15 protein-coding genes and 1 pseudogene are annotated in these 14,834 nt (G+C 68.6%); 7 read left to right on the top strand and 9 right to left on the bottom strand.

What is annotated here, in order from left to right; all coding sequences use genetic code 11:
- Positions 1–70 precede the first annotated feature (70 nt).
- Positions 71–1,213 (top strand): ROK family transcriptional regulator, encoded by a 1,143-nt coding sequence (locus OG876_RS26655; RefSeq protein ID WP_328519372.1) that lies wholly within the window; start codon positions 71–73, stop codon positions 1,211–1,213.
- On the opposite strand, the gene OG876_RS26650 is transcribed toward OG876_RS26655, so the two are convergent.
- From OG876_RS26650 to OG876_RS26640, 3 genes are all read right to left on the bottom strand, one after another.
- A complete protein-coding gene (locus OG876_RS26650; protein ID WP_328519371.1) occupies positions 1,189–2,103 on the bottom strand; it encodes an aminoglycoside phosphotransferase family protein in 915 nt (304 codons plus the stop codon). The genes OG876_RS26655 and OG876_RS26650 overlap by 25 nt on opposite strands.
- A complete protein-coding gene (locus OG876_RS26645; protein WP_328519370.1) occupies positions 2,100–3,104 on the bottom strand; it encodes an NAD(P)H-dependent glycerol-3-phosphate dehydrogenase in 1,005 nt (334 codons plus the stop codon). The genes OG876_RS26650 and OG876_RS26645 overlap by 4 nt, the downstream gene beginning before the upstream one ends.
- Positions 3,105–3,219: 115 nt before the next feature.
- Complete coding sequence (locus tag OG876_RS26640; RefSeq protein WP_328519369.1) at positions 3,220–4,014, bottom strand: lysophospholipid acyltransferase family protein; 795 nt, start codon at positions 4,012–4,014, stop codon at positions 3,220–3,222.
- 16 nt (positions 4,015–4,030) lie between these two features.
- Between OG876_RS26640 and cofC the strand changes: the two genes are divergently transcribed.
- Together cofC and OG876_RS26630 are read left to right on the top strand one after the other, a co-directional pair.
- Positions 4,031–4,702: a 2-phospho-L-lactate guanylyltransferase gene (gene cofC, locus OG876_RS26635; RefSeq protein ID WP_328519368.1), complete on the top strand. Its 672-nt coding sequence runs from the start codon at positions 4,031–4,033 to the stop codon at positions 4,700–4,702.
- Between the two features lie 14 nt (positions 4,703–4,716).
- Positions 4,717–4,923, top strand: a complete 207-nt coding sequence (locus OG876_RS26630; RefSeq protein ID WP_328519367.1) for a hypothetical protein — start codon at positions 4,717–4,719, stop codon at positions 4,921–4,923.
- A 105-nt stretch (positions 4,924–5,028) separates the two neighbouring features.
- Here the strand turns inward: OG876_RS26630 and OG876_RS26625 are convergent, their stop codons facing one another.
- The 5 genes from OG876_RS26625 to leuC form a co-directional block, all read right to left on the bottom strand.
- Positions 5,029–5,613: an HU family DNA-binding protein gene (locus tag OG876_RS26625; RefSeq protein ID WP_328519366.1), complete on the bottom strand. Its 585-nt coding sequence runs from the start codon at positions 5,611–5,613 to the stop codon at positions 5,029–5,031.
- Positions 5,614–5,759: 146 nt separating this feature from the next.
- Positions 5,760–5,960, bottom strand: a complete 201-nt coding sequence (locus tag OG876_RS26620; RefSeq protein ID WP_328519365.1) for a hypothetical protein — start codon at positions 5,958–5,960, stop codon at positions 5,760–5,762.
- Between the two features lie 68 nt (positions 5,961–6,028).
- Positions 6,029–7,180: a magnesium/cobalt transporter CorA gene (gene corA, locus OG876_RS26615; protein ID WP_328519364.1), complete on the bottom strand. Its 1,152-nt coding sequence runs from the start codon at positions 7,178–7,180 to the stop codon at positions 6,029–6,031.
- A gap of 252 nt (positions 7,181–7,432) precedes the next feature.
- On the bottom strand, positions 7,433–8,032 hold the full coding sequence (gene leuD / locus OG876_RS26610; RefSeq protein ID WP_328519363.1) for a 3-isopropylmalate dehydratase small subunit: 600 nt from the start codon (positions 8,030–8,032) through the stop codon (positions 7,433–7,435).
- A 14-nt stretch (positions 8,033–8,046) separates the two neighbouring features.
- Positions 8,047–9,471, bottom strand: a complete 1,425-nt coding sequence (gene leuC, locus OG876_RS26605; protein ID WP_328519362.1) for a 3-isopropylmalate dehydratase large subunit — start codon at positions 9,469–9,471, stop codon at positions 8,047–8,049.
- 140 nt (positions 9,472–9,611) lie between these two features.
- Here leuC and OG876_RS26600 point away from each other — a divergent pair, with 140 nt between their 5' ends.
- Complete coding sequence (locus OG876_RS26600) at positions 9,612–10,331, top strand: IclR family transcriptional regulator (RefSeq protein ID WP_012922430.1); 720 nt, start codon at positions 9,612–9,614, stop codon at positions 10,329–10,331.
- A gap of 16 nt (positions 10,332–10,347) precedes the next feature.
- Here the strand turns inward: OG876_RS26600 and OG876_RS26595 are convergent, their stop codons facing one another.
- On the bottom strand, positions 10,348–10,872 hold the full coding sequence (locus OG876_RS26595) for a 2'-5' RNA ligase family protein (RefSeq protein WP_328519361.1): 525 nt from the start codon (positions 10,870–10,872) through the stop codon (positions 10,348–10,350).
- Between the two features lie 165 nt (positions 10,873–11,037).
- Between OG876_RS26595 and OG876_RS26590 the strand changes: the two genes are divergently transcribed.
- The 3 genes and pseudogenes from OG876_RS26590 to OG876_RS26585 all read left to right on the top strand — a co-directional run bounded on the left by OG876_RS26590 (position 11,038) and on the right by OG876_RS26585 (position 14,729).
- Positions 11,038–13,974, top strand: a complete 2,937-nt coding sequence (locus tag OG876_RS26590) for a PKD domain-containing protein (RefSeq protein ID WP_328519360.1) — start codon at positions 11,038–11,040, stop codon at positions 13,972–13,974.
- Between the two features lie 27 nt (positions 13,975–14,001).
- A pseudogene (locus OG876_RS44090) lies at positions 14,002–14,103 on the top strand (IclR family transcriptional regulator); the annotation flags it as partial.
- Between the two features lie 62 nt (positions 14,104–14,165).
- Positions 14,166–14,729: an HdeD family acid-resistance protein gene (locus tag OG876_RS26585; protein ID WP_328519359.1), complete on the top strand. Its 564-nt coding sequence runs from the start codon at positions 14,166–14,168 to the stop codon at positions 14,727–14,729.
- The last annotated feature ends 105 nt before the right edge of the window (positions 14,730–14,834 follow it).

Raw genomic sequence — 14,834 nt, 5'->3', positions numbered from 1 at the left:
AAGGACGCTATGTGACACTTTTGAACCCTGTCAAGCAAAAGTCCACCGGCCCAGGGACGGAAGTGCGGCCATGAGCGATCTCGGTACGGCGGAGACCGATGCCGTACTGCGCCTGCTCCTGGATGGACAACCGCGCACCCGCGCCGAACTCATCGACCTCAGCGGCCTGGCCCGATCCACCGTGACTGGCCGGATCGAGGCGTTGGTCGCATCAGGTCTCGTCGTACCGTCCGGCGAAGCGGCGTCGACCGGCGGGCGACCGCCGGCGCGGTTCCGGTTCAATCCCACCGCCCGGCTGATCCTGGCCGCGGACGTCGGCGCGACGCACGTGTCGGTCGCGCTCACCGATCTGACTGGCGTGATCGTGGACCGGTCGACAACCCGGCTCAACATTGCCGAAGGGCCTGAGGTGGTCCTGAGCGAGGTTGCACGATTGGGACGTGTCTTGCTGCGGGCAGCACGGCGATCCGTCACTGACCTCGCGGGTACTGGCGTCGGACTGCCCGGACCGGTCGAGCACAGCACCGGCCGCCCGAACCATCCGCCGATCATGCCGGGCTGGGACTCGTACGACGTCGTCGGCCGGCTCAGCCGTGAACACCTCGGACCGGTCCTGGTCGACAACGACGTGAACATCATGGCGCTCGGCGAGCACGCTGGAGAGTACGCCGATGTCGAGCACCTGCTGTTCGTGAAGGTCGCGACCGGCATCGGCGCCGGCGTGATCAGCGGCGGCCGGCTCCATCGCGGGGCCCAGGGCGCGGCCGGGGACATCGGGCACATCCAGGCGCCGGGACACCGCGAGGTGTGCCGCTGCGGGAACACGGGCTGTCTCGAGGCGGTCGCGTCGGCCACGGCCGTCGCCGGGCAACTGCGCGCCGCCGGGCTGGAACCGTCGTCGAGTCAGGACGTGGTCGACCTGGTCCGGGCCGGCAACACGATCGCGACCCGTACGATCCGCCAGGCGGGCCGTGAGATCGGCACGGTGCTCGCCGCGGCCGTCAGCCTCCTCAACCCGTCCGTCATCGTGATCGGCGGCTCACTCTCCCAGGCCGGCGACAGCCTGCTGGCCGGCATCCGCGAAGCGATCTATGCCAGATCGTTGCCTCTGGCCACGACCGACCTGCGCGTGGTCACCGCACGCTCCGGCCAGGACGCCGCCCTCCGCGGCGCGGCGACCCTGGTCCTTCAGCACCAACTGACGGCGAGCTGATCCACCAGGCCAAGGATCCGGTCCAGGTACGCACCACCGCGGGCGCGACCGAAACCGCGCCGCCGGCCGTGGAAAGCAGCCTGCACGACGTGGAGATGAGCCCACCTCCGCACGCGCTCCCGGTCCAGCTCCGCGGCTTCGGCGAAGACGTCCAACTCGTGCCGCAACGCCTTCATCAGGTCCTCGGCCTCGATCAGCGCCAGCGCACGGGGCTTGAGCAACGTGCCTCCGTCGTACGCCGGATCCCCCACGTAACCCTTGGGATCGACGGCCAGCCACGGTTCGCGTTCGCCCCGCAGGATGTTGCGGGGATGGAAATCGCCGTGCACGAGGAGATCCGGCTGATCGCGGCCCAGCTCGTCGACGACGGCCAAGGCGGCGTCCAGCACCGCGTCCGGCAAGACGCCGGGGAAATCGGCCGCGCCCTGGCGCAGTTCGTCCTCCCAGCTGTCGGCCTGGTCCGCCAACCGCGGCAGCTCGGCAGGCGCCGCGACCGACAACCGGCAACTGAGCCGTCCAGCCACCGCGACGATCTGGTCGCCGTCGCCGACCTCCCACAGCGTTGACGGCTGCGCACGCTCGAGCAGCATCGCGAAGCGCTCGTCGTCGCGCTCGTACAGCAGGACAGCGCCCCGGCCTTCCCAAGCGGTGAAGGCGTCCGCCTCGTGCACGTTGCCGGGATGCGGAAAGGACACCTTGAGCACCGCGGGCCCGGCACTCGACCGGACCGGCAGGATCACACCGACCTGGCCGTGCATGACCGGACCGTCGGCCACGCAGTGCCACTGCGACAGCAGGTCTTCGATGATTCCGGGCAGTTCGGCCAGCCAGGCCGCGCCTGCCTCGCCTTCACGGTCGATGGTGGACTGTGCGAAGGCGGCCGGGATCATCCCCAGCGCTCCGACTTGGCCGAGCGGGACACCAGGCTGAACAACATGTCCTTCGGCGTCATCTCACCGGCGACGACCTTGGTGACGTGCTCGGCGATCGGCATCTCGACGTCGTGGTGATGCGCCAGCTCGGAGATGGACGCGCAGGACTTCACGCCTTCGGCGACCTGACGGGTCGCACCGGCGATCTCGGCCACCGTCATGCCCTGCCCGAGCTTCTCGCCGAATGTCCGGTTCCGCGACAACGGCGACGAACACGTCGCGACCAGATCACCCAAGCCGGCCAGCCCGGAGAACGTGTGCTCGTCCGCACCCAGCGCCGTACCGAGGCGAGCGATCTCCGCCAGCCCGCGGGTGATCACAGACGCCCGCGCGTTGTCGCCGAACCCGAGCCCGACCGCCATCCCGACCGCCAAGGCGATCACGTTCTTGCAGGCGCCGCCGAGCTCGCAGCCGATCACGTCGACATTCGTGTACGGACGGAACGTCGGTGAGTGGCACAGCTTCTGCATCCGGGTCGCGGTCCCCTCGTCGGCACACGCGACTACGGCCGCGGCCGGCTGTCCCTCGGCGATCTCGCGCGCGAGGTTGGGACCCGACACCACCGCGATCCGCTCCGGCCCGGCGCCGGTCAGCTCGGCGATCACCTCGCTCATCCGCTTCGTCGTACCGACCTCGACGCCCTTCATCAGGCTGACCAGGGGTACGGCGTTCGGCAGGACGCCGGCCCAGTCCGTCAGGTTCTCCCGCAACGACTGGCTCGGGACCGCGAGTACGACGGCCTCCGCGCCATCGGCCGCCGCGGCCGGGTCGTGGGTCGCGGTGATCGCGTCCGGGAGACGAAGGCCGGGCAGGTAGTCGGCGTTCTCGTGCTGGGTGTTGATCGCCTCGCAGAGCGACTCACGCCGGCCCCAGACGGACACCTGGTTCCCCGCGTTCGCCAGCACGACAGCGAACGCCGTACCCCAGGATCCGGCTCCGAACACCGCGACCCTGGTCATCGGGCCTCCCTGCCTGGACTGAGGAGCGGAGGGAGCGAAGCGACCGGAGCGACGAGGGAAGGCTGGGAGTCACAGCCCGATGACCCGCTGCGCCGGAGGCGTGGCATCAATACAGTCATGCCGTCTCCTCACCATCAACTGGCTTGCGGGTTTTGCGTAGGTCGTAGAGCTCCTTCGGCGGGGTCTCGCCGCGCAGTTCCCCGAGCGTCTCGGCGACCGCGGTCATGATCACCTCGGTTGCCTCGTGCAACAGCTCGTTGGTCAGCGGCCTGCTCTTGAACGCACTCAGGTCGACCGGCTTCCCGGCCCGCACCTGGATGGTCTTGCGCGGCAGCAGCCGGACCCTGATCTTGCCGGTGTAGGACTTCAGGACCTCCTGTGCACCCCAGTTGGCGACCGGGATCACCGGGCACCCGGTCTGCAGCGCGATCCGGGCCGCCCCGGTCTTGCCCGTCATCGGCCACATCTCCGGGTCGCGGGTGATCGTGCCCTCCGGATACATGCCGACGCACTCGCCCCGCTCGACCGCGGCGACGGCATCCCGGTACGCGTCGGCCGCCTGAGCCGTGTCCCGGTGCACCGGGATCTGCCCGGCACTGGTGATGATCCGGCCGAGAACCGGCAGCTTGAACACCGACGCCTTGCCGAGGAACCGCGGGATCCGGCGGCACTCCCAGATGTAGAACCCGAGCACGAACGGATCGAAGTGCGAGATGTGATTGGCCGCGAACACCACGCCACCCGACCGCGGCATGTTCTCCCGGCCGGTGAACTCAGGCTTGGTGAACACCAGCATGAACGGCTTGACGATCGCCACCACCAGGCCGAACCAGAAGCCCCGGCGTGGCCGGGGATCGCTGCCTTGGCCGTCCACTGTTGCCTCCTGGTGCTCGTCACTGCCATCCGTCATGGGAGAATCCTGCCTGATGGCAGACCTACTGGTCGCTCCCTGGATCCTGGCGATCCCGGTGAAGCGTACGGCGATCGCGAAGAGCCGGCTCGCGTCCGCCTACCCTCAGCACCGGCCCGAGCTCGCCCGCGCCTTCGCTGTCGACACTACTGCGGCCGCCCTCGCCTCTCCCCTGGTGCGCGCGGTCCTGGTCGTCACCGACGATCCCGTGGTGGCCGCGGACGTCAGCGCGGTGGGTGCGCGGGTGGTGCCCGACCTCCCGTCCGCGGGCCTGAACGAAGCCTTGCTGCATGGTGCCACTGTCGCGGCCGCGGAGTTCCCGGGCACCGGAGTCGCGGCCCTCTCGGCGGATCTGCCCGCGTTGCGGCCCGCCGAGCTGACCGCCGTACTGGCCGCCTGTGTGGCGCCGCGATCGTTCGTGATCGACCAGCCCGGCACCGGTACGACGTTGCTCGCCGCAGCTCCCGGGGTCGCGCTGGATCCGCGCTTCGGTGTCGGTTCCGCACTAGCCCACCAGGCCTCCGGCGCGGTCTCCGTCGAGCTGGCCGGGATCGAGTCGGTACGGCGAGATGTCGACACGGCGGCCGATCTGGCGCACGCCGTACAACTCGGTGTCGGTCCGGCCACCGCGGACGTGATGTCACTGGTGCTGGGTGCGGCGACGGGCACCGAGGGCATCGCCTGCTGAAGTACGGTTGGGACATGCAAGCGACCGTGAGCCGGTACGACGGCGAAACCTTCTCCGGATCCGTGCTGACCGACACCGGGATCGAGCTCCCCTTCACCGTGCATGCCGTCGCCGACACCCCGGTGCGGCATCTGCGCGTCGGGCAGCGGGTGCGGCTGCAGACAACGGGATCTGGCGCCAGTCTGGCTGTCAGCAAGGTCGAATTCGCCACCGAGCTCTAGAAGGTTGCCGCAGGCATCCCCACACGGCGAAGGCCGGTCGCCCCTGGAGTGGGGAGACCGGCCTTCGCTGTAGTGCGGTTACCGCGGTGCTGCAGTGCTTGAAGGTCAGCGAGTAGCTGCGCGCTTCGCCGGAGCCTTCTTGGCGGGGGCCTTCTTGGCCGGCGCCTTCTTGGCAACGGTCTTGGCCGGGGCCTTCTTCGCCGGCGCCTTCTTGGCGACGGTCTTGGCCGGGGCCTTCTTGGCAACTGCCTTGACCGGGGCCTTCTTCGCCACCGTCTTGGTCGCCGTCGCCTTCTTGGCGGCGGCGGTCTTGGTCGCCGCGGCCTTGGCCGGAGCGGCCTTCTTCGCCGGGGCGGCCGCCTTGGTGGCGGTCGCGGCCGGCTTCGGCACGACCAGCTTCGGCAGCTTCTTCGCGCCGGAGACAACGGCCTTCAGCTCCGCACCCGCGCGGAACTTCGGAACCACGGTCTTCTTGGCACGCTTGGTCTCGCCGGTCCGCGGGTTGCGCACGATGCGCGCGCCACGCTCGATGGCCTCGAAGGCACCGAACCCGGTGATAGCGACCTTGCCACCCTTCTTGGTCAGCTCGCGCTCTACGGTGTCGATCACCGATTCCAGTGCGTGCTGGGCTTGGCGGCGGTTTCCGTCGAAGTGCACTGCGAGCGCTTCGACCAACTGGCTCTTGTTCACTGCTTCCCTCCGTGAACGTAGGCGTCGAGCACAGCGCTCGATCTCACGTGAACGTTATGGACTCAACACGCCGCGCACAAACACCAACGCGGCAATTCGGCCTTGTTTTGGGCGATTCGTGCCACAATTTGGCCCGATCCGGCCCTTCAGAGGTCCCCGAATCCCTTCAGAGCAACGATCCGGTCCCCATCAGTCACCGCCTCAACGGCCCTTTCCACGCAAATTCGCAGCCCGGACTGGGCCGTGTCGAGACCGCGGGCCACGGCAGTGTCACCCTTCCGGGCCCGTAACTCCGCAGCCGCCTTGCCCAGCAGCCAGTCCAGCAACGGTACGGCGATCGCCAGCATGGCCCACAGGATCAGGCGCCGGCGTAGGAACAACCACATAGCTGTCCACCTCCTTGGCAGACAGCATGTCAGAGCCAGCTGAGGCGTTTGAAGATGAGGTACAGACCACCGCAGACCATGCCCATCAGGCCGATCGCGAACGGATAGCCGTACTGCCAGTGCAGTTCGGGCATGTTGTCGAAGTTCATCCCGTAGACGGTGCCGATCAAGGTCGGCGCGAACAGGATGGCCGCCCAGGCGGAGATCTTCTTGACCTCTTCGTTCTGCGCGCTGCTGGCGATCGCGAGGCTCTTCATCTCCTCGTTCTGCTGCTGCGCCACCAGGGTCGAGTTCACGGTCAGGATGTCGCGGAGCAGTTCGCGGAAACCGTCGACCTTCTCCACCACCTCGGTGACGTGGTCGGCCACATCGCGGAGTGATCGTTGCAGTTCCTCGTCGACGCCGTACTTCTCGAAACCGCCGCGCAGCGACTCGAGCATGCCGACCAGCGGCCGGGTCGCGCGCTGGAACTCGATCACCTCACGGGACAGTTCGTAGATGCGCCGCGACACCTTGGGGTCACCGCGGAACACCTCGGTCTCGATCTCGTCGATGTCGTTCTCGAGACCGGCGACCACCGGTGCGTAGCCGTCGACCACCTTGTCCATGATCGCGTAGAGCACGGCCTCGGTGCCCCGGCCGAGCAGGTCGGGATCGCGTTCGACCCGGCGCCGTACGGCGGCCAAGTTGGGCGCTTCGGCATGCCGGACCGTCACCACGAAGTCCGGGCCGACGAACACGTGCACCTCGCCGAACTCGACCTCCTCGGTCGCGTCCCGGTAGCGAGCGGCCTTCAGAACGACGAACAACGTGTCGCCGTACCGCTCCAGCTTCGGCCGCTGGTGGGCCTGGATGGCGTCCTCGATGGCCAGCTCGTGCAGGTCGAACTCCTGCGCCAGCGACGCGAGCTCGCGGCTGTCCGGCCGGTACAGGCCGATCCAGGCCAGGCTCTGCGGGGCCTTGTGCAGGACGCGATAGGTCTCGGCCAGCGATCCCGGGGACGCGACCCGCCGGCCGCCACAATAGATCGCACTGTCGACGACGCTGTGCCCCTTGGGCTTCGCGGCCTCGCGTGGCTTCTCGACCGGCTCGACAGCAGGAACGGCATGCTTGCGGGCGGCGGTACGGAGCGACGGGGTGCGGCCGAAGGCGCGCAGAGTGCGCAGGCGCAGGTCGGACATAAGTCCTCCAGGTGCGGTGAAGCGAGTGAGTGATGGGCACGCGTATGCCCGACCCCCACGGCACTCAAGCCGCAACTACCAGAGGATTCAGCCTCTCAAGGTCGAGCGAGATCGGTATGTCTGGAGGGATCGCTGGTCACCAGCGCCTCACCTCCTTGATCTCGCAAGCCTTGTTCTGACAACCACGCAAGGGTAACACCAGAGTTATCGCCGCCGATGTGCTGCGCGTTACGGCGGCGATAACTCAAGGGGTCACGCCTTCGCGGGAAGGGTGGCCGGCTTGAAGGCCGGCCGGGTCGCTTCGTAGGCGGCGATGTCGGCCTCGTGCGACAACGTGATGCCGACGTCGTCGAGTCCGTTCAGCAGCCGGTAGCGGGTGTAGTCGTCGATCTCGAACGGCGCCGAGACGTCACCGGCCGAGATCGTCTTGTTCTCCAGGTCGACGGTCACCTTGGTGCCCGGGTCGGCCTCGATGGTGGCCCACAGTCGCTCTACGACGTCCTGGGTGACCAGTGCCGCGAGCAGGCCGGCCTTGCCCGAGTTACCGCGGAAGATGTCGCCGAACCGCGACGACACGACCACGCGGAACCCGTAGTCGAGCAGGGCCCAGACCGCGTGCTCCCGGGACGATCCGGTGCCGAAGTCCGGCCCGGCCACGAGCACCGAGACGCCGTCGTACTCAGGCTGGTTGAGGACGAAGGAAGGATCGTTGCGCCAGGCCGCGAACAGCCCGTCCTCGAAACCGGTCCGGGTGACCCGCTTCAGATACACGGCCGGGATGATCTGGTCGGTGTCGACGTTGCTCCGGCGCAGCGGGGCCGCCGTACCGATGTGCTGGGTGAAGGCTTCCATGATTGCGTTGCTCCTCAGACGTTCGCAGGTACGGCGACAGGCGGCAGGTCGGCCGGAGCGGCCAGGGTCCCGGTGACCGCGGTCGCGGCGGCGACCAGCGGCGAGACCAGGTGGGTCCGGCCGCCCTTGCCCTGACGGCCTTCGAAGTTCCGGTTCGAGGTGGAGGCGCTGCGCTCCCCCGGGGCCAGCTGGTCCGGGTTCATGCCCAGGCACATCGAGCACCCGGCGCCCCGCCATTCGGCGCCGGCGTCCTTGAAGATCGTGTCCAGGCCCTCGGCCTCGGCCTGCAACCGGACCCGGCCCGAACCCGGGACGACCAGCATCCGGGTGCCCTCGGCAACCTTCCGGCCGGCCAGCACCCCTGCGGCGGCGCGCAGGTCCTCGATCCGGCCGTTGGTGCAGGAGCCCAGGAACACTGTGTCCACGTGGATCTCGCGCATCGGCGTACCGGCGGTGAGGCCCATGTACTCCAGCGCCCGCTCGGCGGCGACCTTGTCGTTCTCGTTGTCGAAGTCGTCCGGCGACGGGACGCTCTCCGACAGCGGGATGCCCTGGCCCGGGTTGGTGCCCCAGGTGACGAACGGCGCGATGTCCTCGGCGCGCAGGACGACCTCGCGGTCGAAGGTCGCGTCCGCGTCGGTGGCCAGGCTCTTCCAGTACTCGACGGCCGCCTCCCAGTCCACGCCCTGCGGCGCGTGCGGCTTGTCCTGCAGGTAGGCGAACGTGGTCTCGTCCGGCGCGATCATGCCGGCCTTCGCGCCCCACTCGATCGACATGTTGCAGATCGTCATCCGGGCTTCCATGCTCAACGCACGGATCGCCTCGCCGCGGTACTCGACGATGTAGCCCTGGCCGCCGCCGGTGCCGACCTGCGCGATCAGCGCCAGCACCAGGTCCTTCGCGGAGACGCCGTCCGGCAGTACGCCGTCGACGGTCACGGCCATCGTCTTCGGCCGGGCCTGCATCAGCGTCTGGGTGGCCAGCACGTGCTCGACCTCGCTGGTGCCGATGCCGAAGGCAATCGCCCCGAACGCGCCGTGGGTGGAGGTGTGGCTGTCACCGCAGACCACGGTCATGCCGGGCTGGGTCAGGCCGAGCTGCGGGCCGATCACGTGTACAACGCCCTGGTCGGGGTCGCCGAGGGTGTGGATCCGGATGCCGAACTCCTCGGCGTTCTTCCGCAGCGTGTCCACCTGGGTGCGCGACACCGGGTCCGCGATCGGCTTGTCCACGTCGTACGTCGGGACGTTGTGGTCCTCGGTGGCGATGGTCAGGTCGGGCCGGCGAACCGGGCGGCCGGCCAGCCGGAGGCCGTCGAACGCCTGCGGGCTGGTCACCTCGTGGACCAGATGGAGGTCGATGTAGAGGAGGTCGGGTTCTCCGTCGGCATGGCGCACGACGTGCGCATCCCAGACCTTTTCCGACAACGTCCTACCCATCAGACTTCTCCTCCTTGGATACTTTTTCCCGCCCCACCGCCCCGGTCGAGGTATGTGGTGGCGTGCTATCGCTCACAGTGCTCCGCACCAGGGCGGATTAGCGACTTGCGTTCCACGATTCGAGACGGCAATATCGTCCCATGGACAACTCTAGCGGAGTCGGCGTTCTCGACAAAGCAGCCCTCGTTCTGTCCGCGCTCGAGTCCGGGCCGGCGACCCTGGCCGGTCTGGTGGCGGCCACGGGTCTGGCTCGGCCGACCGCGCACCGGCTGGCGGTTGCGCTGGAGCACCACCGTCTGGTCGGCCGCGACATGCAGGGACGATTTGTACTCGGCCCGCGACTCAGCGAGTTGGCCTCGGCCGCCGGTGAGGACCGGCTGCTCGCAACGGCCGGCCCGGTGCTGGCCCGGCTGCGTGACATCACCGGTGAGTCGGCACAGCTGTTCCGCCGCCAGGGTGAGTACCGGGTGTGCGTCGCCGCCGCCGAGCGTCCGTCCGGCCTGCGCGACACCGTCCCGGTCGGCAGCCAGTTGACCATGGCCGCTGGTTCGGCGGCGCAAATACTGCTCGCCTGGGAGGACCCGGAGCGGATGCACCGTGGCCTTCACAACGCGACCTTCAACGCCGCCGCACTGGCCGGCGTACGGCGTCGTGGCTGGGCCCACTCGGTCGGCGAACGGGAGCAGGGCGTCGCGTCCGTCTCGGCCCCGGTCCGCTCACCATCGGGCAAGGTCATCGCCGCGGTGTCCGTGTCGGGCCCGATCGAACGCCTTTCCCGCCAGCCCGGCCGTATGCACGCTCCCGCCGTGATGGCTGCCGCCGAGCGTCTCTCGGAGGCACTGCGCCGCGCCTCTGAGTAGCCGATAAGGCGGCCTACTAGGGGATGTGCCGGAGAGGCCAGAGCTGACCGGTGCTGCTGTCTATGACGGCGGCGTGGTCGGCGGTCGCGTCCAGCGGGAGTACGTCGTACACGGCGGCGGCCAGGAGTGGCAGAGCGACCAGGGGGACTCGAGGGGCGAGGGTGCAGTGGGGGACCCAGCGGCCGGGTTCGTAGTGGCGGTGGAGGTCGGCGCCGGTGGTGGTGACTGCCGCAACCGTCCGCTGCTGGCGTTCGAGTACGTCGGCGGACACCGCGGGAACGAGCCAGGCTCGACCGCGACGGAATGTTCCGAGGGCGTCGAAGTACAAGCTGACGGGACCGCCATCGGGCAACGCATCGACCGCCTTCATCACCTCATCGTGCTGCCAATCTCGCAGTACGGCGAACGACACGTGCGGCACGTGCCGGCCGTGAGTGTGCGAGCGCAGCGTCGGTACGCCGAGATCCTCCAGCCGGTCCCACAAGTTCCGCAGAATCCGCTCGGACCGCCGATCCAACAACCAGCACATCGCCAGCGCCATACCGGCACCGTAGACCAGCGGCGCCCGCGCTGAACGGGTCGGCCCAGTAGCTCAGGCCGCGCTCGACGATCCGCGCGACTCGGCCTGCGGAGCTACGTTGCCGGGCAGGAAGATCTACGCATTCTGGGTGGTGCGACGGTCTGGGAACGCTCCTAGAGTCCGAAGATGGATCAGATCGGCTCTTGCTCCTCGCGGCACGCAGCCTTTCGTGGCCGGCGATTCCACCGACCTCATCGGCGCGCCACCACGATCCTGACGATCGCCGCTGTGGTGGCCGGTGGGCTCACCATGATCGCGTCGCCGGCCTCCGCGACAGCGACGGTGATCAACGTCCCGGCCGACCAGCCGACGATCCAGGCCGCGGTGTCCGCCGCGGCGTCCGGGGACACCATCCTCCTCGCGCCCGGAATCTACACGGGAGGAGTCTGGGTTCAGGACAAGGCGCTCACCTTCGCATCCTGGTACCAGACCACCGGCGACCCGGCGTACATCGGCCAGACCGTCATCAGCGGATACGTCGCGAACGCCTGCGGCGGCGCCTCCGGGTGCGTGGGCAACGCTGTACTGGAATTCGGTTCACGAGCCGGCGGCAGTGTCGTCAACGGGCTGACGGTCGAGAACGGCGTGGACGGAGTCCGCGGCAACGCGCTGGTGACCGTCTCCCACAGCACGATGACCGGAAACAGCGACGGCGCGGACTTCGGCAACGACTCGACCGCCCGCTTCGACCACGACGTCTTCATCGGCAACACCGACGACGGCATCGACCTGAACGGCCGCGTCGCGATGACGCTGGTCGACAGCACGGTCCAGCAGAACCAGGGCGATGGCATCGAGTTCCGGATGTATCCGTACGTCGGCCCGATGCTCGACGTGGTCATCCGGCGGAACCGGTTCGTCCGCAACGACTCCGACGGCATCCAGCTGATCGACTCCGACGGCGCGTCGAGCCGGACACTGACCATCGACCGGAACGTCTTCGATCACAACGGTGCGGCCTCCGTCGGTTGCCTGCCCAACCAGCAGACGAACGAGGACTTCAGCGGCGCACCCCTGGCGGAACGTGTCTACATCACCAACAACACGTTCTCGGGAGAGAACTACGGCATCGTCGGCGGCGCGAACAGCATTGTGCTGAACAACATCTTCGCCGGGACCCTGACGACCGCCCTTCGCCGGGTCGGCGGCGCGTCGACCTCGGCGTACAACCTCTTCTGGCACAACGCAGTCGACTACGAGGACAGCGTCGTGGATCCGTCCACTTCCGTGTTCGAGGATCCACTGCTGTACGACGACTTCCGGCTCTGGCCCGGGAGCCCGGCCATCGACGCGGGGACTTCGTCGTACACCTGGAACGGTGAGCAGGTCCTCACCATCCCCGCGAGCGACTACCTCGGTACGGCGCCCGATCTCGGTGACTGGGAGTACGCCGGGGCACCCCCGAACCGCGCCCCCGGGGTCAGCGCGGGTCCGGACCTGTCGGTGGTGTTGCCCGCGGAGGCGACGTTGAACGGGATTGCCACCGATGACGGTCTGCCCGGCAGTGGGTTGTCGATGCGGTGGAGCACGGTGAGCGGCCCGGGGGTGGTCACTTTCGGGGATCCGACTGCGGTGCACACCACCGCGACGTTCAGCACGGCGGGTACGTACGTGGTGCAACTGACGGTCAGTGACGGGGATCTGTCGGCCTCGGACACGGCACAGATCGTGGTGGCTCCAGCGCCGCCGCCTGGATCGACGACGGTGGAGCGGCGGATCGCGGCGAGCACTGACGACGTCGAGGAGTCCGCGACCGGCAGCTACTCGGCCACCAGTTCGGACCTGGAACTCGTGTACGACGGTTCGAATCAGAAGGTGGGTCTGCGGTTCCCGAGCCTCACTGTGCCGGCCGGCGCCATGATCACCTCGGCGTACCTACAGTTCGAGGCCGATGAAACCCAGAGCGAGGCAACCAGCCTGACCATCCGTGGCCAGGCCGCGGACAACGCGGCCGCCTTCACCTCCGCGACCAAACCGTCCACCCGCGCTCTCACGACCGCGGCGACAGCGTGGACGCCCACCCCGTGGACCCTTGTCAGCGAGGCAGGCGCCAACCAGCGCACACCCGACCTCAGCTCGGTGCTGCAAGAGATCGTGAGCCGGCCAGGCTGGGCCGGCGGGAACGCCGTCGCCCTGATCATCACCGGCACCGGACATCGGACTGCCCGTGCCTATGAAGGCAAGCCGGCCGGGGCCCCTCTGCTCCACCTCGAGTACAAGACCGGAGGCCCGCCACCGAACCATCCGCCGGCCGTGAATGCCGGACCGGACCAGACCGTCACGCTCCCGGGTACGGCGTCCCTGGACGCAACCGTCACGGACGACGGCCTCCCCACCGGCTCGGTCTCAACGCACTGGAGCCAGGTCAGCGGTCCGGGTACCACCTCCTTCGGTGACGTGTCCGCCGTCGACACCAGCGCGGGCTTCGGCGTCCCGGGTACCTACCTGCTCCAGCTCGCTGCCTCCGACGGTCAGCTGACCGCTAGCGACACGGCGCAGGTCATCGTCCAGCCCGCGCCCACGCCCGGTGCCGCAACGCTGGAGCGTCGCATCTCGGCGAGTACCGACGACGTGGAGGAATCCGCCACCGGGAGCTACTACGCGACCAGCAGCGACCTCGAACTCGTCTTCGACGGCTCCGATCAAAAGGTCGGCCTCCGCTTCCCGGGTCTGACCGTCCCGGCCGGTGCCAAGATCACCAAGGCTTACTTGCAGTTCGAGACGGACGAAACCCAAAGTGATGCGACCAGTCTCAGCATCCACGGTCAAGCCACGGACAACGCGCTCGCGTTCACGTCCGCGACCAAGCCGTCCACCCGCGTTCTGACCACCGCCGCGATCGCGTGGGCGCCCGGGCCGTGGACCCTGGTCGGCGAGACGGGCGCCGGCCAGCGCACCCCCGACCTCAGCGCCGTCGTCCAGGAGATCGTGAGCCGGCCAGGTTGGGCCGCCGGCAACGCGGTCGTCCTGATCGTCTCCGGCACCGGCCACCGCACCGCCCGCGCCTACGACGGCAAACCGGCCGGCGCACCTCTGCTCCACCTCGAATACACCACCGGCTGAGCGGCACGTGCGAAAGCCCGGACCACACCCGTCGAACGCCTCTCCCGCCAGCTCGGCCGTATGCACGCTCCCGCCGTGATGGCCGCAACCGAGCGTCTCTCGGAGGCAATCCGCCGCGCCTCTGAGTAGTTGCCACCTCCCGCTATCCGGGATCACCATGAGGTTGGGGGACAACCTCGAGGAGGTCTGGCATGGAGCGGGACTGGCTCACCGTCGGCTGGAAAATGCTGCTCGTCCGCGGCGCGATCGGCATCGTGTTCGGGATCGTCGCGATCGTGTGGCCGATCTCCACGGCGATCGCACTGGCCCTGCTCTGGGGCATCTGGGCGCTGGTGGACGGCATCGGCTCGATCGCCCAGGCGTTCCAGCCGGAGTCGCGCGGCAGCCGCCTGTGGCTGATCGTGCTCGGCGTGATCGCACTGCTGGCGGCGTTCTTCGCGATCACCAGCCCAGGCATGGCGGCGAAGACGTTGACCTGGATCCTCGGGATCTGGCTGATCATCCGTGGGGTGTTCGAGCTGTTCGGGGCGTTCAGCAGCCGTCAGGTGATGCCGCGCTGGCTGCTGGTGCTGAGTGCCGCGCTGTCGATCCTGCTCGGCGTTCTGTTCGTCGCGAACCCGGGTGCCGGTGCGGTCGGCATCGCCGTCCTGCTCGGGGTCACCGCCCTCATCTGGGGCGTCACCCTGATCGCCGTCGGCCTCTCGGTCCGCCGCGAGCTCTCCGGCCCGGCCCACACCAGTCCATCACCGGCCTGAGGAGCGAGCCCATCAGTCCTCGATGCTGGCCAGCGCCTCGATGAGCCGATCCACATGGGTGGACAGCGCCCGGCCCGCGACGTACGACGAAGCGCCGGCCTGACA

The sequence above is a fragment of the Kribbella sp. NBC_00359 genome, from assembly GCF_036097425.1.
Lineage (GTDB): Bacteria > Actinomycetota > Actinomycetes > Propionibacteriales > Kribbellaceae > Kribbella.
This window is presented reverse-complemented; position numbering and strand designations above follow the sequence as displayed.